This is a genomic window from Streptomyces sp. NPDC002958, assembly GCF_055563255.1.
In genome coordinates this window covers 16,655-37,813 of the sequence record NZ_JBVHDS010000018.1, presented here as the reverse complement: position 1 = coordinate 37,813, position 21,159 = coordinate 16,655, and the positions used below count along the sequence as shown (strand labels likewise).

The window sequence follows — 21,159 nt, the reverse complement described above, 5'->3', positions numbered from 1 at the left end:
TAACCTGCCCGGGCCGAGTGCCCTCGTACGGGTGGGGAGTGACATGGAACAGATAACGATGCGCAGCAGGCCGCGTGTGCCTGCCATCACATGCGGGAGCAGTGCGACGAGTTCGCGCCTCGACCGCCATCTCGCGGTGCTGGGCGGCCCTGCCGTCCCGCGGCGGGAGGTCGCGGAGGCGACGCTGCTGATGCGTGAGCTCACCTCGCGCGATGCCGCCCACAGCCATCGGAGCAAGAGTGCGCGGGTCTCGCTCTTCGCGCCGCTACGGCGACTACAACGCTCGCTCTTCGGCAGTCGCCACTGACCCGACGGCCCGTCACGACCGCGCATCAGGTCCACCGCCCGGCTACCCGGCCAGGGACCGTCGCCCAGGCCCCCCGCTCGGGGCCGATCGCACCATCCCTACGCTGCGCTGCTGTCTGCTCTCCTGTCTCCCCAGGGCCCGCAGCAGCGCTTCGGTGTGCTCGCCGAGCGCCGGAACGTCGAGCGCTGGAACGCTCAGCGCCGGAACAAGCCTTTCGGCCGCCGCGACTCGCGCGACGAGCGCGTCCCGGTGAGCGCGGCGGTCACTCGCCGCCGCGCGCGTAACGCCGTACGGACAGCGGCACGAACACCGCGAGGAGCACCACCGACCAGGCGAGCGTCCCGGCCACCGGGTGGGCCACCGGCCAGGCGGCATCGGCGGACGGGGACGCGTTGCCGAACAGCTCGCGGGCGGCCGAGGCCATGGCGCTGATCGGGTTCCACTCCGCAACCGTCCGCAGCCAGCCCGGAAGATTGTTGGTCGGGATGTACGCGCTCGACAGCAGCGGCAGGATGAAGGTGGCGCTGCCCAGCTGGCCGGCCGCCTCCTCGTTGCGGATCAGCAGGCCCAGCCAGCAGCCCATCCAGGACGTGGCGAACCGGAGGAGCAGCAGCAGCCCGAAGGCACCCAGGGCGGCGAGCGGGCCGCCCTCGATCCGCCAGCCGACCGCGAGTGCGACCAGGATCAGCGGGACCATGCCGATGGCGGTGGTGAGCAGATCGGCGGCAGTCTGGCCGAACGGTACGGCGGTCCGGCTCATCGGCAGCGTACGGAACCGGTCCATCACCCCGCGGTGGCAGTCCTGCGCGGACTGGAACATCCCGATCATGAGGCCGTTGGCCGCTGTCGCCGCCAGGAGACCCGGCACCAGGAACGCGCGGTACTCCTGGCCGGGCATGGCCAGGGCGCTGCCGAACACGTACCCGAAGAAAAGCAGCATCGTGATCGGCATGGTCTGGGTCAGGATCATGACGCCCGGGGCTGCTTTGATCCGCTGCAGATGGCGGCCCAGCACGGCCAGGGCGTCGGCGACCGGCGCGTGCGTGGCGGGCACGGTGTGCTGCTCGTGGACCAGTGCGGTGCTGCTCATGCTGCCGTCTCCTTCAGGGGCGGGGAGGTGCGGCCGTCGCCGCGGTCGGTCAGGCGGAGGAAGACCTCGTCGAGCGTCGGCGGGCGCAGGCTGGCGTCGATCACCGGTACGCCCGCCGCGTCGAGTTCGCGGACGATACGGGGCAGGGTGAGCGTGGCGTCGGTCGCGACGGCGCCCACGGTGCGGCGCTCGTGGTCGAGCACCGGTTCGGTGCCGGTGAGCTGATCGAGGACGCCTGCCGCCGGGACCAGCGCCGATTCATGGGAGACGACCACTTCGGCGTAGCTGCCGATGCGGGCCTTCAGCTCGGTGGGGGTGCCGCGATGGGCGGCCCGGCCGTGATCGATCAGCACGATGTCGTCGGCCAGCTGATCGGCCTCCTCCAGATACTGCGTGGTGAGCAGGACGGTCGTGCCCCGGCCGGCCAGTTCCCGTACCGCCGCCCAGATCTGGTTGCGGCTGTGCGGGTCGAGTCCGGTGGTCGGCTCGTCCAGGAAGAGCACCCGCGGGCGGGTCAGCAGGCTGGCGGCGAGGTCGAGGCGGCGGCGCATGCCGCCCGAGTAGGTGCGGGCCGGACGGTCGGCGGCCTCCGTCAGCTCGAAGCGTTCCAGCAGTTCGTCGGCGCGGGCGCGCACGGCCTCGCCGCGGAACCGGAGCAGCTTCGCGAAGAGGCGCAGGTTCTGCCGGCCGGACAGCTCGCCGTCGACCGAGGCGTTCTGCCCCGTGACACCGATCGCCGCGCGCACCGCGCCCGCCTCGCGCACCACGTCGTGGCCCGCCACCCGGGCGCTTCCGCCGTCCGGGGCCGTCAGCGTGGTGAGGACCCGGACGGCGGTGGTCTTGCCCGCGCCGTTCGGACCCAGCACTCCGCAGACGGTGCCCTCGGCGACCGCGAGATCGAGTCCGCGCAGCGCGTGGACGTCGCCGTATCGCTTCTCCAGACCTTCACTAAGTACAGCGTACGTAGTTGTCATGCGACCTACCGTATCGCACTACGTACGGCGTACGTAACTACGATGGTGGGAGAGGTGGTGATCAATGGTGGGGCGACCCGCTGTACCCGAAGTGATCTGGGCGCGCCCCGAGCGTGCGGGCCGCGGCCCCAAGCCCGCGTTCAACCGCGCCGACATCGCGGCAGCCGCTGTCCGTATCGCTGATGCGGAGGGCTTCGACGCGGTGTCCATGCGGAAGGTCGCGGCGGAGCTGGGCTGCGGCACGATGTCGCTCTACAACTACGTGCCGCGCAAGGAGGACCTGTACGAGCTGATGCTCGACGCGGTCAGCGGCGGGTACGACTTCCCGGAGCCCTCCGGCGACTGGCGCGCCGATCTCATCGCACTGGCCCGTCAGGCCCGGGCGATGATGCACCGGCACCCCTGGGTGCCCCGGCTGATGTCACCCGTGTACGGCTTCAGCCCGAACTCCCTGCGGTATCTGGAGTACTCGCTCAGCTGTCTGGACGGGGTCGACGCACGGTTCGGCGAGAAGATGGAGCTCATCGCCATGGTCAATGGTGTGGTCACCACCTATGTGGCCAATGAGATCGCCACGGCGGAGCGCAGCCGGTCGCTGCCCTGGTCCGAGGAGCAGGAGCACGCCGCGCGCACCGGCTATCTGATCAGCCAGATCGCGACCGGGAAGTATCCGCGGATGGCGGCGGGCTTCGCCGAGGACCCCGGGCCGATCGATCTGGACGGGGTCTTCGACCGGGCGCTGCACAGGGTGCTGGACTCCTTCGATCGGTAGCGCGTAGTCCCCGCTACCAGGCGCTGCACAGGGTGCCGGTCGCTCGCGGTCGTCGTTCGGGCCCGCATCAGTCGCTCCCGGCGCGCTTTCGGTGAGGCGGCATCAGGGGCGATCACCCAGGGGCGTCCGGGGCGCAACGGCCGTACGGGCCAGGGCACCAGGTCGTCGAGGAGCGGAGCGCCCCCGGCCCGGGTGTCGCCGGAGCCGCCCACCGCCCGCGCTGCCACCGTGCCGTCCTCCACATCGCCACGTCCGCCCGCTTCCTGGGCATCGTGGCCGCGCGCAGCGAGCGGAAGTCAGTGCGCTTCCACGGTGACGGAGAAGGAGAACCGGTCGCCCCGGTAGCGGATTTGTGCCACGTCCACCACCCGGCCGCTCTCGTCGTACGTCACGCCCGTGTAGAACAGGATCGGGCTCAGCAGCGGGACCTGGAGGAGTTCGGTGGTAAGCGGGTCGGCGAGGCGCGCCTCGACCGTGTCGGTGATGCGCGCGATCCGGACACCGACGCGGTCGCGCAGCACCTTGGTCATCGGCCAGCGTTCGAGATCGGCGACATCGAGCCGGACCGCGACCTCGGGATGCACCGTGTTCTGCGCCCAGTTGGTGGGCTCGTCGCTCTCCCCGTCGCGGCGCAGCCTGCGGTAGCTGACCACCTCCGCGCAGTGAGGGAAGTGCTCGGTGAGGTCGCCCGGCACGGCGACCGGACCATGGCCGAGGACCACGGTCCGCTCGCCCGACTGCTGGGCGACGATCGCGTCGATCGAGCCCAGCAGCCGGACCGGTGACACCCGGCGGGCGCGTGGCTCGATGAAGGTGCCGCGGCGCCGGTGCCTGCTGATCAGCCCTTCCGTCTCCAACTCCTTGAGCGCCTGGCGCATCGTGAGGACGCTGACGCCGTAGTGCGCGGCGAGCTGTTCCTCGGTCGGCAGCCGCGCCGAGGCGTCCTTGGTACGGCCCAGTATCGAGGCGCGCAACGACTGCGAAACCTGGTACCACAGCGGCAGTTTGCGGTTCAGGACCAGCGAATCGGGGGCGAAGGCCGGTCCCTGGGGCAGCTTGGGCATCTGAGGCACCTGGGTCACCTGGTCTCTCCGTACTGCGACACAGCGGACGCGACGACGCGGGGGCCGAGAAGCGGCGTCGTTGCCTACGGCCTGAAGTTGCGGCTCAGACCCTGCCACACGTCGTCGTAGCCGCGCTGCAGATGGTCGGCGCCCGCCGCCTGCCCGGTCGCCGTCACCGGCCAGCGGGTCTCGAACATGAAGGCGAGACCGTCGTCGATCTTCTGCGGTTTCAGCTCCGCCTCGCTCGCCCGGTCGAAGGTCTCCCGGTCCGGGCCGTGCGCCGACATCATGTTGTGGAGCGAGCCGCCGCCCGGGACGAAGCCGCCCTTGCCGGCCGTCTTCGCGTCGTACGCGCCCTCGATCAGGCCCATGTACTCGCTCATCACATTGCGGTGGAAGTACGGCGGCCGGAAGGTGTCCTCGCCGACCAGCCAGCGCGGCGCGAAGACGACGAAGTCGACGCCGGCCAGTCCGGGGGTGTCGGACGGCGAGGTCAGCACCGTGAAGATCGACGGGTCGGGGTGGTCGTAGCTGATCGAGCCGATGACATTGAAACGGTGCAGGTCGTAGACGTACGGGACGTGGTTGCCGTGCCAGGCGACCACATCGAGCGGCGAGTGGTCATAGGTCGCGGACCAGAGGTTTCCGCAGAACTTGTTGACGACTTCCACCGGGCGTTCGTCGTCCTCGTACGCGGCGACGGGGGCGAGGAAGTCCCGGGCGTTCGCCAGGCCGTTGGCGCCGATCGGGCCGAGGTCGGGGAGGGTGAACGGCTGGCCGTAGTTCTCGCAGACATAGCCGCGGACGGTGGCGTCGAGCAGCTCCACGCGGAAACGGATGCCGCGCGGGATCAGTGCGATGTGTCCCGGTTCGGCGCGCAGCAGGCCCAGTTCGGTACGGAGCAGCAGGCCGCCCCGCTCGGGGACGATCAGCAGTTCGCCGTCGGAATTGCTGAACACCCGGTCGGTCATGGACGCGTTGGCGTGGTAGAGGTGTACGGCCATGCCGGTGCGCTGCGTCGCGTCGCCGTTGCCGCCGAGGGTCCACAGGCCGGTCAGGAAGTCCGTCCCGGCCGCAGGCTCGGGGAGCGGATCCCAGCGCAGCCGGTTGGGGTCGGGCACGGATTCGGTGAACGGGGCGGTTCGGATCGCGCCGTTGTCGATACGGACGAACGGGGGATGCGCGGCGGACGGGCGGATCCGGTAGAGCCAGGAACGGCGGTTGTGCACCCGTGGTTCGGTGAAGGCCGAGCCGCTCAACTGCTCCGCGTAGAGCCCGAGGGGTGGGCGCTGGGGCGAGTTGCGGCCGTGCGGCAGTGCCCACGGCACCGCCTCCGAGCTGTGTTGATTGCCGAAACCGGCGGAATGCGCAAGCCCTTCCGCCGTCTTCCTCGCCTGCTCGATGCCGCTCATGTGCGCTCCCGGTGCCGAAGGAATCCTATGGGTAACCGTAGGAATCGAATCGCGGTGCGTCAACGGCATCCGTGACGCACAAGGGGGTTCCAAAAGCTGAACAATGCTCTACTCTCGCGCACATGTCGTGGACACGAAGACTTCTGGTGGTCCTGGCGGCGCTCGCCGTCGCCCTCCTCGCGGCTCCGGCCGCCCAGGCGCACGAGGAACGTCCGGTCACCCTGCCCGACGGAACCGGCAGTGTCCCCGAATACCGCACCGGCGAACCGGATCTGCTGGTCTGCAAGAGCGACCGGGCGGACTTCGAGCGCCGCATATCCGGCTTCCCGAACGGGCTGAAGGACCGGAACCTGAAGCTGTTCGACCGGTGCCGGCAGTCCGGCTACCGCCATCTGCAGCAGGCCGTCGAAGCGGTCGGCAGGCCCGGCATGACCATCGCGATTCTGCCCGGCCTGTACGAGGAGGAGCCCTCACTGCCTGAGCCGACGGGCAAGTGCGCCCGGCTGAAGGCGCCCAACTCCCAGCTCGGCTACCAGATCCTGTCCTACGCGCAGCAGACGCAGTGCCCGCACAACCAGAACCTGGTGGCGATCCTCGGCAAGAAGAACCTCCAGATCGAGGGGACGGGCGCCGAGCGTACGGATGTCGTCATCGACGCCAAGTACCAGAAGCTCAACGCGATCCGCGCGGACGGATCCGACGGCGTCTACTTCAAGAACTTCACCGCGCAGCGCACCACCTTCAACTCCCTCTACATCCTGGCGCAGGACGGCTTCGTCATCGACGACGTCCTCACCCGGTGGAACGACGAGTACGGCTTTTTGACCTTCGCCAGCGACCACGGGCTGTACAAGAACTGCGAGTCGTACGGAAACGGCGACTCCGGCATCTACCCCGGCAGCGCGTCTGACATCAACGACGCGTACGGCTACGAGGTCCCGCGCTACTCGATCGAGATCACCGGCTGCCGCAGCCATCACAACATGGTCGGCTACTCCGGCACCGCGGGCGACTCTGTCTATGTCCACGACAACGAGTTCGACCACAACATGGGCGGCGCCTCGATGGACAGCGCCTTCCCCGGCCACCCCGGACTGCCGCAGAATCATGCCCGCTTCGAGCGCAACCTGATCCACGACAACAACGCCGACTACTACCCGTACGTCGCCGACGGCACCTGCGCCAAGCCGCCCGTGGACCGCGGCTACGAGCAAGGGGTCGTCTGCCCGCAGATCTCCATGCCTCCGGGCACCGGCATCATCACCGCGGGCGGCAATTGGAACCTGTACGAGAACAACTGGATCTACGGGCAGAAGCGCGCCGCCTTCTTCCTGAGCGCCGTCCCCGCCTTCATCCGCGGCGAAAGCGCGCTTTCGAAGCAGACCGACACCTCCCACCACAACCGGTACGCGGGCAACCACCTCGGTACGGACAAGGCGGGCAACTCCCGGCCCAATCGCACCGATGTGTGGTGGGACGGCCAGGGTGAAGGCAACTGCTGGCAGTCGGACGCCGGGCCGTCCTCCCCACGCGCCCTGCCCATCTGCGGGTCCGAGCGCGGCGCCGTGTCCGGACGCACCGACCGGCTCGTCGGAGAACCGGTCAAACTTGCCCACCTGCTGGTCTGCGCCGACTACAACGTGCAGGCGCGGCGGCTGCCGGCCGGTTGCGACTGGTACGGGGCGCGGGGCATCGAGCGCATCGAGGTACAGATGGTGCTGGCGGTCGCGGTGGTGCTCGCGCTGGTCGGCGGGGTGCTGTGGTGGCGCAGACTGCGCGGCAGCGGGCTCGCCACCGCGGCCACGGTGCTCGGTGCGATCGGCCTCGGGCTGGATGTGGCCGGATCGACGATGGGGCTGGCCTCCACCTATGTGCCCGCGCTGGCACTGCTGCTCATCGGGGTGTGGTGGACCGGAATCGGGCTGGTGCTGCGCGGCGAACGGCCCTGGCTGGGCTGGACCACGGTCGTCCTGGGCGCCCTCACCCTGCTCGACGCCGTCGACAAGGCCGTGTTCATGATCCCGTGGATCCCGCTCAGCCCGGCATGGGTGCGTGGACTGCTCGGCGTGATCTGGGTGCTGTGGGCCGTGGTCGCCGCCGCCCGCCACGGCGAACGGGGCGCGCCGGGTGAACGGGATGCGTCGGGTGAACGGGATGCGTCGGGTGAGGAAGGTGCGTCGGAGGAGGGCCCTGCCCCGGACGCGGGCGTGGACGCCATTGTCACCCCGGCACCCGCCCCCGCACCCGCTCCCGCACCGGCACCCGCCCCCGCTCCGGAAGGAGACGGATCGTGAAGCGGTCCCGTAAGCAGCCGCAGCCGCAGCCGAGGCCTGCCCGGTCGGTCGTCGCAGCACTCACCGTGCTCACCGCAGGCGCTCTCGTGTTCGGTGCGAGCGCCTGCGGCGGGCGGGCCACCACCCACCACAAACCCGGCACCAGCCACGAGCAGGCCGGCGGCAGCGTCGGCCGGCTCCTCGCCGCCGACGACGGCTCCGGCCACCGGCTGCGCCAGGTCGACGCGAAGGGTGCCCCCGCGGTGACGGTCGTCGTGCGGCCGGACTCCGAGGACGGGTGGAACGTCCATCTCTCCGTGCAGAACTTCCGGTTCACCCCGGACAGCGTGGGCGGCGCCGCTCTCCTCGGGCGCGGCCACGCCCGACTGTTCCTCGACGGGCACCCCCTCGCCCGGGTCTACGGCTCCTGGTACCACCTTCCCGGCTCCCTCGTCCGCAGCGCCGACGGCGGCACCCGCCTCACCGCCCGGCTCTATGCCGACGACCACACCGCCTGGGCCGTCAACTCCGCCCCGATCCAGGCCACCACCTCCCTCACCACTGCCTCCGCACAGCCCACCGTCCCCGAGGAGCGCCAACCCGAAGCGCCCCGGCCCGACGCGACGCTCGAGATCGTCGTCTCCCACGGCAAGGTCAGCCCGGCCCCCGGCCGCACCGAGATCAAGAAGGGCCGGCCCGTCGAGCTCCGGGTCCGCAGCGACCGAGCCGACACCCTCCACGTCCATGGCTACGACAAGGAGGCCCGGCTGCCCGCAGGGAAGACCGTCACCCTCACCTTCACCGCCGACCGCAGCGGGCTCTTCGAGGTCGAGACACATGAGTCCGACCTGCTCCTGACCCAACTCGTCGTACGGTGAGCGTCCTCGCCCATGGCGTCGGAGCCCAGCACGACCTTCCGCTGTCGCCCTTCTACGCCTTCGCCGGAGCCTTCGCCGCGCTCTTCGCCTCCTTTCTCGCGCTCGGCCTGCTCTGGTCCGCCTCCCGATTCCGCGGCGACCGGGCGGGCCGCCCGCTCCCGGTCGCCGTCCAGCGCCTCGCCGACGCCCGCACCACCCGTATCGCCGTGCGGGCACTCGCCCTGGCCGCCACACTGTTCGTCACGCTTCACCTCCTCCTCGGTCCGGACGACGCGGACCGCAACCCGGCCCCCGGAGCCGTCTACGTACTCCTCTGGGTCGGGCTCGTCCCCGCCTCACTCCTTCTCGGCCCCGTCTGGCGACTGCTCAACCCGCTGCGCACCATCCATCTCCTCGTCTGCCGTGCGCTCGGCCGCGACCCCGCCGCAGGCCGCCCGCTTCCCGTACGCCTCGGTCTGTGGCCCGCCGCGGCGGGGCTCCTCGCCTTCACCTGGCTCGAACTCGTCGCCCCAGACCCCGCATCGACCACCGCCCTTCTGCTCTTCCTCTCCCTCCATGCCGCCGTCCACCTCGCGGGCGCCGCCCGCCACGGCGCCGGATGGTTCGAACGGGCGGACGCCTTCGAGGTCTACTCGGGGCTGCTCGCCCGGCTCTCCCCGCTCGGCCGCCGCCCAGCCGACCGCCGCCTCGTACTCCGCTCCCCGTTCAACGGACTCGACGCCACCCCGCAGACCCCCGGGCTCGTCGCCACCGTCTGCGTCATGCTCGGCTCCACCGCCTACGACGGCTTCTCCGACGCCCCCTCCTGGATCACCGCCGTCCAGACCTCACCCCTGGGCCGCACCACCGCGGCCACGCTCGGACTCCTGGGAGCCGTCGCCCTCGTCGCCACCCTCTATGCCCTGTGCACCGGCGCCACCCGGCTGATCTCCGGTCAACTCCGCCACCCCCTCACCTCCTTCGCGCACTCGCTCGTCCCGATCGCCCTCGGCTATCTCATCGCCCACTACTTCACGCTCTTCGTCACCGAAGGGCCACGCACAGTAATGGTGGCATCCGGCACTGACAGTCCCGCCCCGCCCGAGCCGCCCCTGGGTCCGGGCGGCGTCGCCACGCTCCAGGTCACCGCGATCGTCCTCGGTCACGTACTCGGCGTCATCGCCGCCCACGACCGGTCCGTACGCCTCTTTCCGCCCGGCCGCGCCGTCGCGGGGCAACTCCCGCTGCTGGTCCTGATGATCGCGTACACCATCGGTGGGCTGTCCCTGCTCATCGCCTGAGGGCCACATCAAACACCCGCCCGCCCGCAGAGGAGACCCACGGCATCATGGAGCCCGTGCCTCATGCGAACACCAACCTCCGCCGCGCACCCGTGCAGCAGCGCAGTGCCGAACGCCTCGTCCGGATACTCGATGCCTGCGCCGAACTCCTCGACGAGACCGGCTACGAGCAGCTCTCCACCCGGGCCGTCGCCGTCCGCGCCGAGGTTCCCATCGGCTCCGTCTACCGGTTCTTCTCCAACAAGCGCGCGCTGACCGACGCACTCGCCCGGCGCAACCTGGACAGCTACGCCGAACGCATCACCGCCCGCCTCGCCGCCATCCCAGCCGCCGACTGGCGCAGCGCCATCGATGCCGTCCTGGACGAGTACCTGGCGATGAAGCGCTCCGTACCCGGCTTCGCCCTCGTCGACTTCGGCGCACCGGCCCCCGACGACGACCCGGCCGGTGATGCCAACCGCCGGGTCGCGGGCCGGCTCACCGAACTACTCTCCGGGCATCTCGGCCGCGCCCCCGACGGGGATCTGCTCCGGACGGTCCTGGTCTGCGTCGAGGCCGCCGACGCCCTCCTCCAACTCGCCTTCCGCACTGACCCGTCGGGCGATGGGGCCATCGTCGCCGAGACCCGTGTCCTGCTCCGGGCCTACCTCGCACACGTGCTGGAGTGACCGCGAGGGCCGCGTTCCGCGCACGAGTTCTGGGCCAGACCGTGAGGTCCCCCGTCCCCCGTCCCGCGGCTGTGAGGCGCGCCCCGGCGTCATCCGCGCCGCCGACTCCGGTGGGAGTTCAAGGGTGAGCGGGCTGCTGCTCAGTCTGCGTGCCGCCGCCACCATCGCCTGCCGCCTGGTGATGACCCGATGCTTCGCGTCCTCGGCCGCACGGCGCTGCTCACCACCACCTGTCTGCCGCCCGGATTGCTCTGCGCGGGCATCTCTCTGCCCAAGGACATCCCGGGCCGCGACGTCCAGGAGCACCGATTGAGGCCGGGCGTTGACCTCAAGCCCGCTGGAGGTCGTACGTTCCTCCCATGAGCATGGAAACCACCGCGTGGACGCAACTCCACAACGTCATGAACGCGCAAGCGGACCGACGCCCCTTCGACCGGGCCACCCTGCGGCGCATCGCCGCGTTCGCCCGCCCGCACCTGCGCCGGGTCGCCCTGTACCTGATGCTGAGCGTGGCGACGGCGCTGCTCGCGGTCGCCACCCCCGTCCTGGCCGGCCGGGTCGTGAACGAGATCGTGGCGGGCGAGGACGAGGGCACCGTCATCCGGCTGTCCCTGCTCATTGCCGTGATCGCCGTCGCGGAGGCGGCACTCGGCCTGGTCAGCCGTTGGCTCTCGGCGAATCTCGGCGAAGGGCTGATTCTCGACCTGCGCACCGCCGTCTTCGACCATGTGCAGCGCATGCCGGTCGCGTTCTTCACCCGCACCCGCACCGGCGCGCTCGTCAGCCGCCTCAACAACGACGTGATCGGGGCCCAGCGCGCCTTCAGCAACACCCTCTCCGGCGTCGTCAGCAACGTGGTGATGCTGCTCCTCACCCTCGCCGTGATGCTCTCCATCTCCTGGCAGATCACCGCGCTCGCCCTGGTGCTGCTGCCGGTGTTCGTGCTGCCCGCGCGGCGCATGGGTGCACGGATGGCGAGGCTCCAGCGGGAAGCCGCGGCCCACAACGCCGCGATGGGGACCCGGATGACCGAGCGCTTCTCCGCACCCGGCGCCACCCTGATCAAGCTCTTCGGCCGGCCCGCCGACGAGTCCGCGGAATTCGCCGCCAGAGCGATCAGGGTGCGCGACATCGGGGTACGCACGGCCATGGCCCAGTCCGCGTTCATCACCGCCCTCACCCTCGTGTCCGCGCTGGCGCTCGCTCTGGTCTACGGGCTCGGCGGGTTCTACGCGCTGCGCGGACAGCTGGACGCCGGCGCCGTCGTCTCCCTGGCCATGCTGCTGACCCGGCTGTACGCACCGCTCACCGCTCTCGCCGGGGCGCGCGTCGAGGTGATGAGCGCCCTCGTCAGCTTCGAGCGGGTCTTCGAGGTCCTCGACCTCAAGCCGCTCATTGCCCAGAAGACGGACGCGCGGGCGGTCCCCCCGGGCCCCGTGTCCGTGGAATTCGACCAGGTCCGGTTCGGCTACCCCTCCGCCGACAAGGTCTCCCTCGCCTCGCTCGAGGATGTCGCGACCCTCGACACCCGCGGCGGCGGCGAAGTGCTGCGCGGAGTCTCCTTCCGCGCCGAGCCCGGCCAGACCGTCGCGCTCGTCGGCTCGTCCGGCGCGGGCAAGTCGACCATCGCGCAACTGCTGCCGCGCCTGTACGACACGGACGAGGGCTCGGTACGCATCGGCGGCATCGACGTACGCGACCTGTCCGCCGAGACCCTGCGCGACACCCTCGGCATGGTCACGCAGGACGGTCACCTCTTCCACGAATCGGTCCGCGCCAACCTCTTGCTCGCCCGCCCGGAAGCCACCGAGGAGGACCTCTGGGACGCACTGCGCCGCTCACGCCTGGATGATCTGGTCGCCTCGCTGCCCGACGGGCTCGACACCGTCGTCGGCGAACGCGGCTACCGGCTCTCCGGCGGCGAACGACAGCGGCTGACCATCGCCCGGTTGCTCCTGGCCCGCCAGCGCGTCGTCATCCTCGACGAGGCCACCGCCCATCTGGACAACACCTCCGAGGCGGCCGTCCAGGAGGCGCTCACTGAAGCGCTCGCGGGACGCACCGCCGTGGTGATCGCGCACCGGCTCTCCACCGTACGGGCGGCCGGCCTCATCCTGGTCGTGGAGAACGGGCAGATCGTGGAGCGGGGCACGCACGAAGAACTCCTCGCGGCCGGCGGCCGGTACGAGGAGCTGTACCGCACCCAGTTCGAGAGCCCCGGCACGGAACCCGCACCGCTCGGCTGACAACGGCCGCCGCCACGGCGACGGAACGACAGTCAGCCGGGGAATCCGGAAGGGGTATCGAACTGGCGACCTCGCGTAATCGAGAGTCGTGTATTCCTCGACTGTTGGGCGGCTATGATCACCGTGAGTAGTCATGGCGACAGGTCCTCGGGATTGGCGGGTCATGCCTGGACTTCTGTCTTGGGGCACGCGGCCGACCGGTAGCCTGTCAGCTCGACTGACGAACGGGGGCGGTAGTGGCGGATCCCTTCACGGCGATTGCGGCAGCAGCGGCGAGCACTCTTGCGTCGGCGGCGGGCACTGAGGCTTGGACAGCGGCGGTCAACCGTCTGCGAGCCAGGACCCAAGCTGAGACAGGTGTTCCTGAACCAGGAGCAACGGAGGCACCACCCGAGGGGACACAAGCCCCAGCGCAGGTGGCTCTCTCGCAGCTTCTGGAGACCTACTACGTCAAGGTCGGCCGACGAGCCGATGTCAGCTTCTTCGCTGCGATCGGCGCAGCGCTCCTAGGATATGTGATCATCGCGGCTGGGGTTTTGGTCGGCATCTATCGTTCGGATGACCTGGTGTTGGCTGTGGTCATGACTGCTGCTGGAGCCCTCTCCCAGGTCTTGTCGTTCTTCTTCTTCCGTAACCGTGCGGAGGAGCGAAGGATGATGATTCAAGTACTGGCTGACCTTCGTGAGGACGCAGAGCAGAATGCTCGGGCAGTACGGGCCCTAGACCTCATCGAGCAGGTCCAGCAGCCACTACTCAGGGATAACCTGACGGCAGCCGTTGCTCTGGAACTTAGCGGCGCCGCAGCAGATCTCAAAAGCATTCACGCCTCACTGAAGCTCTTTGAGGCCAACGGGGACCAGAATCGGCCCGGTTCTGCTTGAGCGTTGCGGCGACCGCCGCCGGAACGCAATGAGGTGGCATGAGAGTCACCGTGAGTGGTCGCCAGGGGCGTAGTGACGCCAGGTTCCTCCGGCCTCGGCGGCAAGCTGGGCGGTGGTGTCGTCGTGGTAGCCGAGCATCCGGGCGACCACCGGAGCGGGGGCCTGGAGGACGAGGTGGCGGATCGCCGCGGTGCGTCCCCGCTGGGTCGGGAAAGCCAGGTGACGGAGTCGGAGCTCCAGAGTTTCCGGGGTCATGGGCTGTCCAGCCTGGCGGCCGGGGAAGAGCCATCGGGCGTCCGGATTGGTCGCGGTCATGGTATTCGGCCGCTGCCCCAGGTAGTCCAGCAGCATTCCGGCGAAGGGGGTCGGGACGGGCGACGGCGGGTTGCCGAGCCGGACCAGGACCTCGCCGTCCCCGTGCAAGACGTCGTCGATGCCGAGCCGGGCGATCCGGGTGAGCGGCTGTGCGTAGAGAAGGACGAGCACGGCGGCGACGCGGTCCTGGAGCGGCACGTCGTCGTGGTTTACGAGTTGTCGCAGCAGTGCGAGCCGCTGGTGCTGGGCGAGCGGAGCGGGATTGCTTGTGGAGCGGTGCGGGACGGCGACCTTCGGCATGTGTTTGCACCGCATCGCCCACCGCAGGAAGGCGTGAGTGAGGCGCCGGGCGGTATAGCCGCCGGCGTACCAGGCATCGACATCGGCCTGCGTGCAATCGGCGAGAGATCGTCCACGCTCGGCAAGGTGATCAAGGAAGGCGGTTGCGAGGCGGATCTCGTCGCGGGCTTGCTGGACCTGTTTGCCGGTGAGCGGGCCGCGGCTGGCCAGGGTGTGCAGGCGGTGCTGGACGTGCCAGGCGGCGAAGAGCTCCAGCAATTTCCGGTGCCCGGCATCGTCGATGGCGGGCAGCTTCTCCGTGAGCCATCGCTGGAACAGCAGCAGTTGCCGGTCAGCCGGTGGCAGGATCCCGGCCTGGATGAGCAGATCACGCAGGTAGGTCACGGAACGCCAGGGGGTGAGCCGGCTCAGGCCCTCGTGGGTGAGCGGGACTTCGTCGCGGGCCAGGGCCCGCAGGTTCCGCTGGACGTGGGGCTTGCTGGTCCAGGTCAGGGCGCCCTTCGGGCGGCGCGTCTGCCCCAGGGCGTCGAAGAGCGGGAGGAGTTCGGCCCGGATGGAGCCGGTGCCGTTGTCGAGGAGTTCGCCAAGGCGCTCAGCCAGCACGCATTGGCCGCAGACTCCGCGCCGGTAGCGCCTGGCTTCGCGTCCGCACCGTTCACAGGTGAAGTCGCCGAGGCCACCGGCGCAGTCGGTGCAGAGCTTGCCGCCGTCCGGCGCGAGGCCGGGCGTCAGCCGCTCGGTGCCGCAGCCGGTGCAGGTCCCGTAGGTCTCCAGCGCGTGGTCGTAGCAGCGCGGGCAGAGGTAGCCCTCGGGCCAGTGCGCCGCCCCGAGACGCACCGCCCGACAGCATCGCGCGCAGAACAGGTCTTCGGCGCGGACGCGGGTGCGGCTCATCCTTCGGGCCGGATGCGGGCGCGCTTGGGACGGACCGCCGACAAGTCGACCACCGCATCGCCGGTGGCGACCTTGCGGACGGCGGCGTTCTCCGCCTTGGTGGCGATCAGGTCGGCCGGGGTGCACTCGAAGATGTCGCAGAGCGCGGCCAGCACCGGCAGCGACAGTCGCTCGGGGGTGCCGGTGACCAGGCGGTGGACCTGGGAGAGGGAGAGGTTGATGCCGCGCTCGGCGAGCGGTGGGGCGAGCTCGCTGGTGGTGAACATCCCTGCGGCGGCCATCCGCTCGCGCAGCCGCCACTGGTAGCTGACCTGGCGTTTCATCACGCCCTCCTGACGGGTTTGAGCGCGGCCTCGACTGTGGCGTCCAGCGCCCGTCGCAGCGTGCGGGTGCGGAAGTCGGAGGAGACGCAGGTGTAGATCGAGGTCGTGCTGGCATGGTCGTGGCCGGCTTGCTGCTGGACAAATAGGGCGTCCCAGCCGTCTTCGATCAGGTGGGTGACGTAGGACCTTCGTAGCGAGTGAAAGTCCAGGACCGGGTCCAGGCCGAGGTCGTCGCGGTAGGCGGCGAAGCGGGAGTCCAGCCGTTGCAGGCCAACGCGCCGACCGCGTTCGGACGGCCACAGGGCGGTCCCGTCCGCGTGCCGCATGGTGGGTCTCACCTCGCTGACCCACTGGTCGAGGATCTCGGCCGACCAGTCGAAGACGGTCAGCACGCTGCGGCGCTTGGGAGGTGAGCCCTTCTTGGCCTTGCCGTGGCGCACGTAGCAGATGCCGTACTCGCCGAACTCCGCCCCCTCGGGGTTGCGGCCGAAGTCGGCTGTGTCCAGCATCCGCGTCTCGTTGCGCCGCAGCCCGTAGGCGTACGCGGTCTTGAACAGCATCGCGTCACGGAAGGCGGGGAGCCATCCCTTGCGGCCTCTGCCTCGAACCCGGCTCACCTCGTCGTCGGCGTGGTCGAAGAACGCCTGCAATTCCTCCCGGGTGAAGGCCCGCTTCGGCGACTCGGCCTCGCACTCCTGCATGTGCATGGCGGTGTTCCACTCGTGGCATACCTGGATCGGGTGGGTGCCGAAGCGTCGCTCACACTCGGCGGCCCAGCCGTAGGCGGGATCGGTGGCGTAGTCGCAGAACAGCCGCACCGCCTCCTGGTAGCCGCGCAGCGTCGAGCGGACGCAGCCGCGGACTGCCCGCAGGTCGCCGAACCACTCGTCTGCCAGCTGCGAGGACCAGGTCCACGGAAAGGCGTCCGCGTGCGTGGCGAACGCCCGCACCTTCCGCTCACGGCCGTTGATGGTCGACAGCGCCAAGTTCCGGGCCAGTTGCTGGTTGCGCCAGCTGTCCAGCATCGCCTCGAAGACCTGCTCTTCCGGCCGCAGCAGCGGCACCCCGTCGGCCAGGTGCAGCCGCACAGCCCCCGGTGCCGTCCTCTCCTTGCCCGCCAATTCGTCACGCTCCGTAGATCGCATCCAGCGCGAGAATCTCGCATCAGATGCGAAGGCCGGAAGGGAACGGCAGGTCAGCCATCCGATCGAGTGAAGCGGGACGACACCGGCCCGGCCATCGGCTACCGTCTCAACGGCCCACGGCAGACCCTGTATCTGCTGATCAGCGGCTTCCCGATGCCCGCCCAGACAATGCGGCGCAAGATGGCGCCAGTTCGCATCAGATGCGATTCGCGCCGGTTCCGAGGTAAGCCCAAAAGGGGCCATGGGATGATCTTGGACCCCTGAGGACCCGGCCCGTCACCCGTTCGGCTCAGTGTCGTTGGTGGTGATGTTGAGTGTCGTCTGGGGCCTGGGGTGGGTTGTGACCTCGATCGAGCGGACCGCGTATCCGCGGTTCAAGCGGCTGATCACCGCGCATGAGCTGCACCTGTTCTTCTCGCCGACTCGCGATGAGCTGAAGTGGGCCGCCGACCGTACGGACAGCGATGAGCATCTGCTGGCCCTGCTGCTGACGCTGAAGTCGTATCAGCGCATGGGGTGCTTCCCGAAGGTGGAGGACATTCCGGAGGCGGTGGCGGATTTCGTGCGGCGGGCGGTGGAGCTGCCGGAGGGCACGTTGCCGGTGTACCGGGCGGCGAAGACGATGAAGAATCACCGGGGGCTGGTACGGCAGTGGGTTGGCGTGGCCTACGACCAGGGCAGGGCTCGGCGGATCGCCGAGGAGTCGATCCGCAAGGAGGCGGCGTCGAAGAACCGGCCTGCGGATCTGATCAACATCGCGCTGGAGAAGGTGGTGGAGGCCGGGCTGGAGCTGCCGGCGTTCTCCACCTTCGACGCGATGGCCTCGACCATCCGCAAGGAGGTGAACGCCGCGATCTGCGGGGGCATCCACGACCGGATGAGCGTGCCGGAGCGGGCGGGCCTGCTGCGGCTGCTGGAGGAGCGCGAGAGTGACGGCACGACGCTGTTCACCCGGCTGAAGAAGCCCACCCAGGGCCCGACCTGGTCGCATTTCAAGAGCCTGGCCAAGCGGCTGGAATGGGTGGACGGGCTCGGCGACACGGGCGTGTGGATGGACGACGTCGCGGCCGGGAAGATCACGGACTTCGCCGGGGAGGCGGACGCGGCCGACGTGGCGGAGCTGCGGGACTACAAGCCCGTCAAGCGCCTCGCGCTGGTGGCGTGCCTGACGCACAAGGCGCGGATGCGGGTCCGCGACGACCTGGCGACGATGTTCTGCAAGCGCGTGGCGATGAAGATCAAGAAGGCGAAGGTGGAGCTGGAGGAGATCCGGCTGGCCGAGCGGGAGATCGTCGAGGCCCTGATCGGGAACTACCGCACCGTTCTCAAGAACATCGACGAGGGAGGACCCGCCCAGGCAGCGCTGGAGAAGGCCGCAGCCATGACCGCCGAGGTCCGGGCGGCCCTGGACGGCCTGGACGAGCAGGCGCCCGCCGACGAGGTCGCGCGGCGGCTGGAGGGCAAGGTCTCCCCGGCGGTCCTGGCCCTTGCCAGGGCCCAGGCGGTGCAGGCGGGCGGGCTCGGCGCGGTCACGAAGGCGGTGGAGGGCTTCGGCGGGTTCGCCAAGCAGTACGAGCAGATCGAGAAGGTCTCCGCCCACCACGGCAACTTCTGGGAGGTGCTGCTGTACGGGCAGATTGGCAGGGATCGGGCGGTGATGTTCGACCTGGCCGAGAAGCTGGAGTTCACCGCCACGTCGGAGGACGGGCGGGTGCTGAACGCGCTCGCGCACGCCCAGCGGCACCAGGCGGCGCGCGGCGAGCACATCAGCGCCCTCGGCTGGGACGGCCGCGCGGTGGATATCTCCTTCGCCACGCAGAACTGGCAGAAGGCCGTGGTCGACAAGACCCGTCCGGGGCAGTTCGTCCGCAAACACTTCGAGGCGATGGTCTTCACCGCGCTCGCGGAGGAACTGCGCACCGGGGATGTGGCGGTGGTGGGCTCGGAGGAGTACGCGGACTGGTCCAAGCAGTTGCTGGCCTGGGAGGCCGTGCAGGAGAAGCTGGGCGCCTACCTGGTGGAGGTCGGCCTATGCGAGGAGGGCGAGACGGGAGAGTTCGACGCTGCCTTCTTCCGCCGGCAGCTAGAGGACAAGCTACGGAATGCCGCCGCGGCGGCGGATGCCGGCTACCCGGACAACGAGGGCCTGTTCATCGACCCGGAGACGGGCATCCCGTCACTCAAGGCGCACCGGGCGGAGGGGCAGCGGCCGTCCGCTAAGCGGCTGGAGGAGGAGATCAAGGCCCGGATGCCGGAGCGCTCCCTGATGGGGATTCTGGCCCGGACCGCGTACTGGGTGGAGTGGTGGCGCCGGTTCGGCCCGGCCTCCGGCAACGAGCCCCGCCTTCCGTGAGGTGGGCCGTGTGATCCGCACCGTGCAGTTGCTGCGCTACCTCTCGGACGCGCCGCTGCGTCGGCGGGTGACGGCGGCGACGAACAAGGTGGAGTCGTTCAACCGGTTCTCCCAGTGGATCGGCTTCGGCAACCGCGGCGTCATCGCCGACAACGACCCCATCGAGCAGGAGAAGGCGATGAAGTTCAACGCTCTGCTCACGAACGCGGTGATCTTCCATAACGCCCTGGACATCGCGGAGATCGTGCGGCAACTGTTGGAGGAAGGGTGGGAGATCGATCCGGAGGAGCTGGCGCACATCTCTCCGTACCTGACCGAGCACATCAACCGGTTCGGCGAGTACTCCACGCACGAGCTCGGCATCCAGCCCGACGCGTACGAGACGAAACTCGATGTCGACTTCACCCCGCTGCGCGAGCAGGACCTGACCGCCTCCGGCCTCGGCCAGGCCGCCTGAACTCAGTTGGGCGCGGTGCCAACGAGCGCGTGCTTTGCGGCAAGGCCCTCGGAGCTACGGGGTGTCTGGGTGCGGTAGGAATGGCCGCGTTCCGGGCCGAGTCCAAAGTAGTGGCGGAAGTTGTAGATGAGGGGGCTCCAAGCGGCGGGGTCGATGTGGTCGGTGCCGGGAACGACGATGCGGGAGTCGGCGTGGACCTTGTATACGACCGCCTCGACGATGACGAATCCTCCGGAGACGTCCGGCTGCACCCGCTCCGCGCGGGCCTCCAGCTGGATCGGACATTCGGCGACGCGAGGCGGCCGGACCAGGTGGGACGGTTTGCCGGTCAGGCCGGCTGCGGCGAACTTGTCCGGCTCGAAGCGACAGCCCTTGGCCTTGGTCGGGGGCACTGGATTCCGGCCGGTCAGTGGCGCCAGTCTCTCTACCGCCGGCCACTGAGCGGGGGCCGGCAGGCTGATCACCAGGTCGGGTCGGCTGCAGAGGTTATGCGCGGTCTGCCCCTCGCGGCCCAGTCCGATCACGACCGTCTGTCCGAGTGCCCATGCGGAGGATATCGGGGCAAGGTTGAACGAGCCGTCTTGATTCTCTGTCGACAGGAGTACCACTGGCGTCCCGAAGTACAAGATGCTCGGCTCGATCTCCAGGTGAGTGACGACAGTGTCTGCGGGCAGGGTGCTGGGAGGTGTTGTGTGCATGGTGGGCAGCCTAAGATCGGGTCGTTTCGGCAGGGGCCGAAGTGTCACGGGTGACAATGGACCGCATGGACATGCGGCGCGCACACGAGATCGGCCCTGATCTGGCCTCCGTGGCCAGGCTGCTGGCCGATGGCACACGGGCAACCTTCTGCCTGGCCCTGCTTGACGGCCGGGCATGGACGGCAACGGAACTGGCGCGTCATGCGGGGGTGGCGCCCTCGACCGCGACCGAGCACTTGCACGCGCTCGTGCGCGGAAACCTGCTTGCCGAGGAACGGCAGGGCCGCCACCGCTACGTGCGTCTGGCCAGTCCGCACGTAGCCGAGCTGATCGAGAGCCTCGCTGCGATGGCACCCGACCGCGCCCCGGCACCCCGTTCCCTGTCGGCGGCTGGCCGCCGACAGGCCCTCGCTCACGCCCGCACCTGCTACGACCACCTTGCCGGGACCGTCGGGGTCGCAATCACCGATGCCATGACCGAGGGACGGCTACTGGACCTCGAGCGCGGACTCAGACTCACCAGCGCCGGGGAGGCCTGGCTCGAAGAGCTCAGCATCACCGTCCCGACAGGCACGCGCCGACCGTCAGTGCGGTCGTGCCTGGACTGGACCGAACGCCGCCCACACCTGGCCGGCGCTGTCGGTGCCGCCCTGTGCCGCCACGCGTTCGACGCAGGCTGGATCACTCCCATCGGCACCACGCGCGCCGTGGCCGTCACAGCCGTCGGCCGACAGGCACTCCGCTGCCATCTCGGCTTGTCCGATGATCTCTTTTCGCAGAAATGAGTAGTTCTGAGAGACCTCGGAGCCTCGCCGAGCCGTGTCCGGTT

19 protein-coding genes and 1 pseudogene are annotated in these 21,159 nt (G+C 69.6%); 12 read left to right on the top strand and 8 right to left on the bottom strand.

Annotated features, from left to right (window positions below; genetic code table 11):
* Window positions 1-43 precede the first annotated feature (43 nt).
* Window positions 44-307 (top strand): hypothetical protein, encoded by a 264-nt coding sequence (locus ACZ3IC_RS25415; RefSeq protein WP_467419558.1) that lies wholly within the window; start codon window positions 44-46, stop codon window positions 305-307.
* A 262-nt stretch (window positions 308-569) separates the two neighbouring features.
* Here the strand turns inward: ACZ3IC_RS25415 and ACZ3IC_RS25410 are convergent, their stop codons facing one another.
* A complete protein-coding gene (locus ACZ3IC_RS25410) occupies window positions 570-1,397 on the bottom strand; it encodes an ABC transporter permease (RefSeq protein WP_467419555.1) in 828 nt (275 codons plus the stop codon).
* Window positions 1,394-2,371 (bottom strand): ATP-binding cassette domain-containing protein, encoded by a 978-nt coding sequence (locus ACZ3IC_RS25405; protein WP_467419553.1) that lies wholly within the window; start codon window positions 2,369-2,371, stop codon window positions 1,394-1,396. Before ACZ3IC_RS25405 ends, ACZ3IC_RS25410 begins: the two co-directional genes overlap by 4 nt.
* A 64-nt stretch (window positions 2,372-2,435) precedes the next feature.
* Between ACZ3IC_RS25405 and ACZ3IC_RS25400 the strand changes: the two genes are divergently transcribed.
* Window positions 2,436-3,143, top strand: a complete 708-nt coding sequence (locus ACZ3IC_RS25400) for a TetR/AcrR family transcriptional regulator (protein WP_467419551.1) — start codon at window positions 2,436-2,438, stop codon at window positions 3,141-3,143.
* Between the two features lie 296 nt (window positions 3,144-3,439).
* Here ACZ3IC_RS25400 and ACZ3IC_RS25395 read toward each other — a convergent pair whose 3' ends face one another.
* Entirely contained in the window at window positions 3,440-4,207 is a 768-nt protein-coding gene (locus ACZ3IC_RS25395; RefSeq protein WP_467419549.1) for a GntR family transcriptional regulator, read from the bottom strand.
* A gap of 83 nt (window positions 4,208-4,290) precedes the next feature.
* Window positions 4,291-5,619, bottom strand: coding sequence for a homogentisate 1,2-dioxygenase (hmgA, locus tag ACZ3IC_RS25390; protein ID WP_467419547.1), 1,329 nt, complete (start codon window positions 5,617-5,619; stop codon window positions 4,291-4,293).
* Window positions 5,620-5,741: 122 nt separating this feature from the next.
* On the opposite strand from hmgA, the gene ACZ3IC_RS25385 reads away from it, so the two are divergent.
* The 7 genes and pseudogenes from ACZ3IC_RS25385 (at window position 5,742) to ACZ3IC_RS25355 (ending at window position 13,845) form a co-directional block, all read left to right on the top strand.
* On the top strand, window positions 5,742-7,913 hold the full coding sequence (locus tag ACZ3IC_RS25385) for a right-handed parallel beta-helix repeat-containing protein (protein WP_467419544.1): 2,172 nt from the start codon (window positions 5,742-5,744) through the stop codon (window positions 7,911-7,913).
* Window positions 7,910-8,770, top strand: a complete 861-nt coding sequence (locus ACZ3IC_RS25380) for a cupredoxin domain-containing protein (protein ID WP_467419542.1) — start codon at window positions 7,910-7,912, stop codon at window positions 8,768-8,770. Before ACZ3IC_RS25385 ends, ACZ3IC_RS25380 begins: the two co-directional genes overlap by 4 nt.
* On the top strand, window positions 8,767-10,050 hold the full coding sequence (locus tag ACZ3IC_RS25375; protein ID WP_467419539.1) for a hypothetical protein: 1,284 nt from the start codon (window positions 8,767-8,769) through the stop codon (window positions 10,048-10,050). The genes ACZ3IC_RS25380 and ACZ3IC_RS25375 overlap by 4 nt, the downstream gene beginning before the upstream one ends.
* 47 nt (window positions 10,051-10,097) lie before the next feature.
* On the top strand, window positions 10,098-10,718 hold the full coding sequence (locus ACZ3IC_RS25370) for a TetR/AcrR family transcriptional regulator (RefSeq protein WP_467419536.1): 621 nt from the start codon (window positions 10,098-10,100) through the stop codon (window positions 10,716-10,718).
* 130 nt (window positions 10,719-10,848) lie between these two features.
* Window positions 10,849-11,003 (top strand): annotated as a pseudogene (locus ACZ3IC_RS25365) (MFS transporter); the annotation flags it as partial.
* 74 nt (window positions 11,004-11,077) lie between these two features.
* On the top strand, window positions 11,078-12,964 hold the full coding sequence (locus ACZ3IC_RS25360; RefSeq protein WP_467419535.1) for an ABC transporter ATP-binding protein: 1,887 nt from the start codon (window positions 11,078-11,080) through the stop codon (window positions 12,962-12,964).
* Between the two features lie 416 nt (window positions 12,965-13,380).
* Window positions 13,381-13,845 (top strand): TRADD-N-associated membrane domain-containing protein, encoded by a 465-nt coding sequence (locus tag ACZ3IC_RS25355; protein WP_467419532.1) that lies wholly within the window; start codon window positions 13,381-13,383, stop codon window positions 13,843-13,845.
* Window positions 13,846-13,890: 45 nt separating this feature from the next.
* Here ACZ3IC_RS25355 and ACZ3IC_RS25350 read toward each other — a convergent pair whose 3' ends face one another.
* From ACZ3IC_RS25350 to ACZ3IC_RS25340, 3 genes are read right to left on the bottom strand one after another with little or no spacing between them, the layout of a single operon-like run.
* Window positions 13,891-15,354, bottom strand: coding sequence for a hypothetical protein (locus ACZ3IC_RS25350; RefSeq protein ID WP_467419530.1), 1,464 nt, complete (start codon window positions 15,352-15,354; stop codon window positions 13,891-13,893).
* Window positions 15,351-15,677, bottom strand: a complete 327-nt coding sequence (locus ACZ3IC_RS25345) for a helix-turn-helix domain-containing protein (protein ID WP_109383696.1) — start codon at window positions 15,675-15,677, stop codon at window positions 15,351-15,353. Before ACZ3IC_RS25345 ends, ACZ3IC_RS25350 begins: the two co-directional genes overlap by 4 nt.
* Entirely contained in the window at window positions 15,677-16,822 is a 1,146-nt protein-coding gene (locus ACZ3IC_RS25340) for a tyrosine-type recombinase/integrase (protein ID WP_467419526.1), read from the bottom strand. The genes ACZ3IC_RS25345 and ACZ3IC_RS25340 overlap by 1 nt, the downstream gene beginning before the upstream one ends.
* A gap of 340 nt (window positions 16,823-17,162) precedes the next feature.
* On the opposite strand from ACZ3IC_RS25340, the gene ACZ3IC_RS25335 reads away from it, so the two are divergent.
* Both ACZ3IC_RS25335 and ACZ3IC_RS25330 read left to right on the top strand, forming a co-directional pair.
* A complete protein-coding gene (locus tag ACZ3IC_RS25335) occupies window positions 17,163-19,175 on the top strand; it encodes a DUF4158 domain-containing protein (RefSeq protein ID WP_467419524.1) in 2,013 nt (670 codons plus the stop codon).
* 10 nt (window positions 19,176-19,185) lie between these two features.
* Window positions 19,186-19,632 (top strand): Tn3 family transposase, encoded by a 447-nt coding sequence (locus ACZ3IC_RS25330; RefSeq protein ID WP_467419521.1) that lies wholly within the window; start codon window positions 19,186-19,188, stop codon window positions 19,630-19,632.
* Between the two features lie 2 nt (window positions 19,633-19,634).
* On the opposite strand, the gene ACZ3IC_RS25325 is transcribed toward ACZ3IC_RS25330, so the two are convergent.
* Entirely contained in the window at window positions 19,635-20,330 is a 696-nt protein-coding gene (locus ACZ3IC_RS25325) for a flavin reductase family protein (protein WP_467419519.1), read from the bottom strand.
* Window positions 20,331-20,386: 56 nt separating this feature from the next.
* Between ACZ3IC_RS25325 and ACZ3IC_RS25320 the strand changes: the two genes are divergently transcribed.
* Window positions 20,387-21,115, top strand: a complete 729-nt coding sequence (locus tag ACZ3IC_RS25320) for an ArsR/SmtB family transcription factor (RefSeq protein ID WP_467419516.1) — start codon at window positions 20,387-20,389, stop codon at window positions 21,113-21,115.
* Window positions 21,116-21,159: the final 44 nt, after the last annotated feature.

What these genes read in the sequence shown, in the direction of transcription:
- ACZ3IC_RS25395 (WP_467419549.1), bottom strand. Translation starts at nt 4,207, where the DNA reads ATGCCCAAGCTGCCCCAGGGACCGGCCTTCGCCCCCGATTCGCTGGTC.
- ACZ3IC_RS25405 (WP_467419553.1), bottom strand. Translation starts at nt 2,371, where the DNA reads ATGACAACTACGTACGCTGTACTTAGTGAAGGTCTGGAGAAGCGATAC.
- ACZ3IC_RS25415 (WP_467419558.1), top strand. Translation starts at nt 44, where the DNA reads ATGGAACAGATAACGATGCGCAGCAGGCCGCGTGTGCCTGCCATCACA.
- ACZ3IC_RS25320 (WP_467419516.1), top strand. Translation starts at nt 20,387, where the DNA reads ATGGACCGCATGGACATGCGGCGCGCACACGAGATCGGCCCTGATCTG.
- ACZ3IC_RS25400 (WP_467419551.1), top strand. Translation starts at nt 2,436, where the DNA reads ATGGTGGGGCGACCCGCTGTACCCGAAGTGATCTGGGCGCGCCCCGAG.
- ACZ3IC_RS25370 (WP_467419536.1), top strand. Translation starts at nt 10,098, where the DNA reads ATGGAGCCCGTGCCTCATGCGAACACCAACCTCCGCCGCGCACCCGTG.
- ACZ3IC_RS25350 (WP_467419530.1), bottom strand. Translation starts at nt 15,354, where the DNA reads ATGAGCCGCACCCGCGTCCGCGCCGAAGACCTGTTCTGCGCGCGATGC.
- ACZ3IC_RS25410 (WP_467419555.1), bottom strand. Translation starts at nt 1,397, where the DNA reads ATGAGCAGCACCGCACTGGTCCACGAGCAGCACACCGTGCCCGCCACG.
- ACZ3IC_RS25345 (WP_109383696.1), bottom strand. Translation starts at nt 15,677, where the DNA reads ATGAAACGCCAGGTCAGCTACCAGTGGCGGCTGCGCGAGCGGATGGCC.
- ACZ3IC_RS25385 (WP_467419544.1), top strand. Translation starts at nt 5,742, where the DNA reads ATGTCGTGGACACGAAGACTTCTGGTGGTCCTGGCGGCGCTCGCCGTC.
- ACZ3IC_RS25340 (WP_467419526.1), bottom strand. Translation starts at nt 16,822, where the DNA reads ATGCGATCTACGGAGCGTGACGAATTGGCGGGCAAGGAGAGGACGGCA.
- ACZ3IC_RS25325 (WP_467419519.1), bottom strand. Translation starts at nt 20,330, where the DNA reads ATGCACACAACACCTCCCAGCACCCTGCCCGCAGACACTGTCGTCACT.
- hmgA (WP_467419547.1), bottom strand. Translation starts at nt 5,619, where the DNA reads ATGAGCGGCATCGAGCAGGCGAGGAAGACGGCGGAAGGGCTTGCGCAT.
- ACZ3IC_RS25360 (WP_467419535.1), top strand. Translation starts at nt 11,078, where the DNA reads ATGAGCATGGAAACCACCGCGTGGACGCAACTCCACAACGTCATGAAC.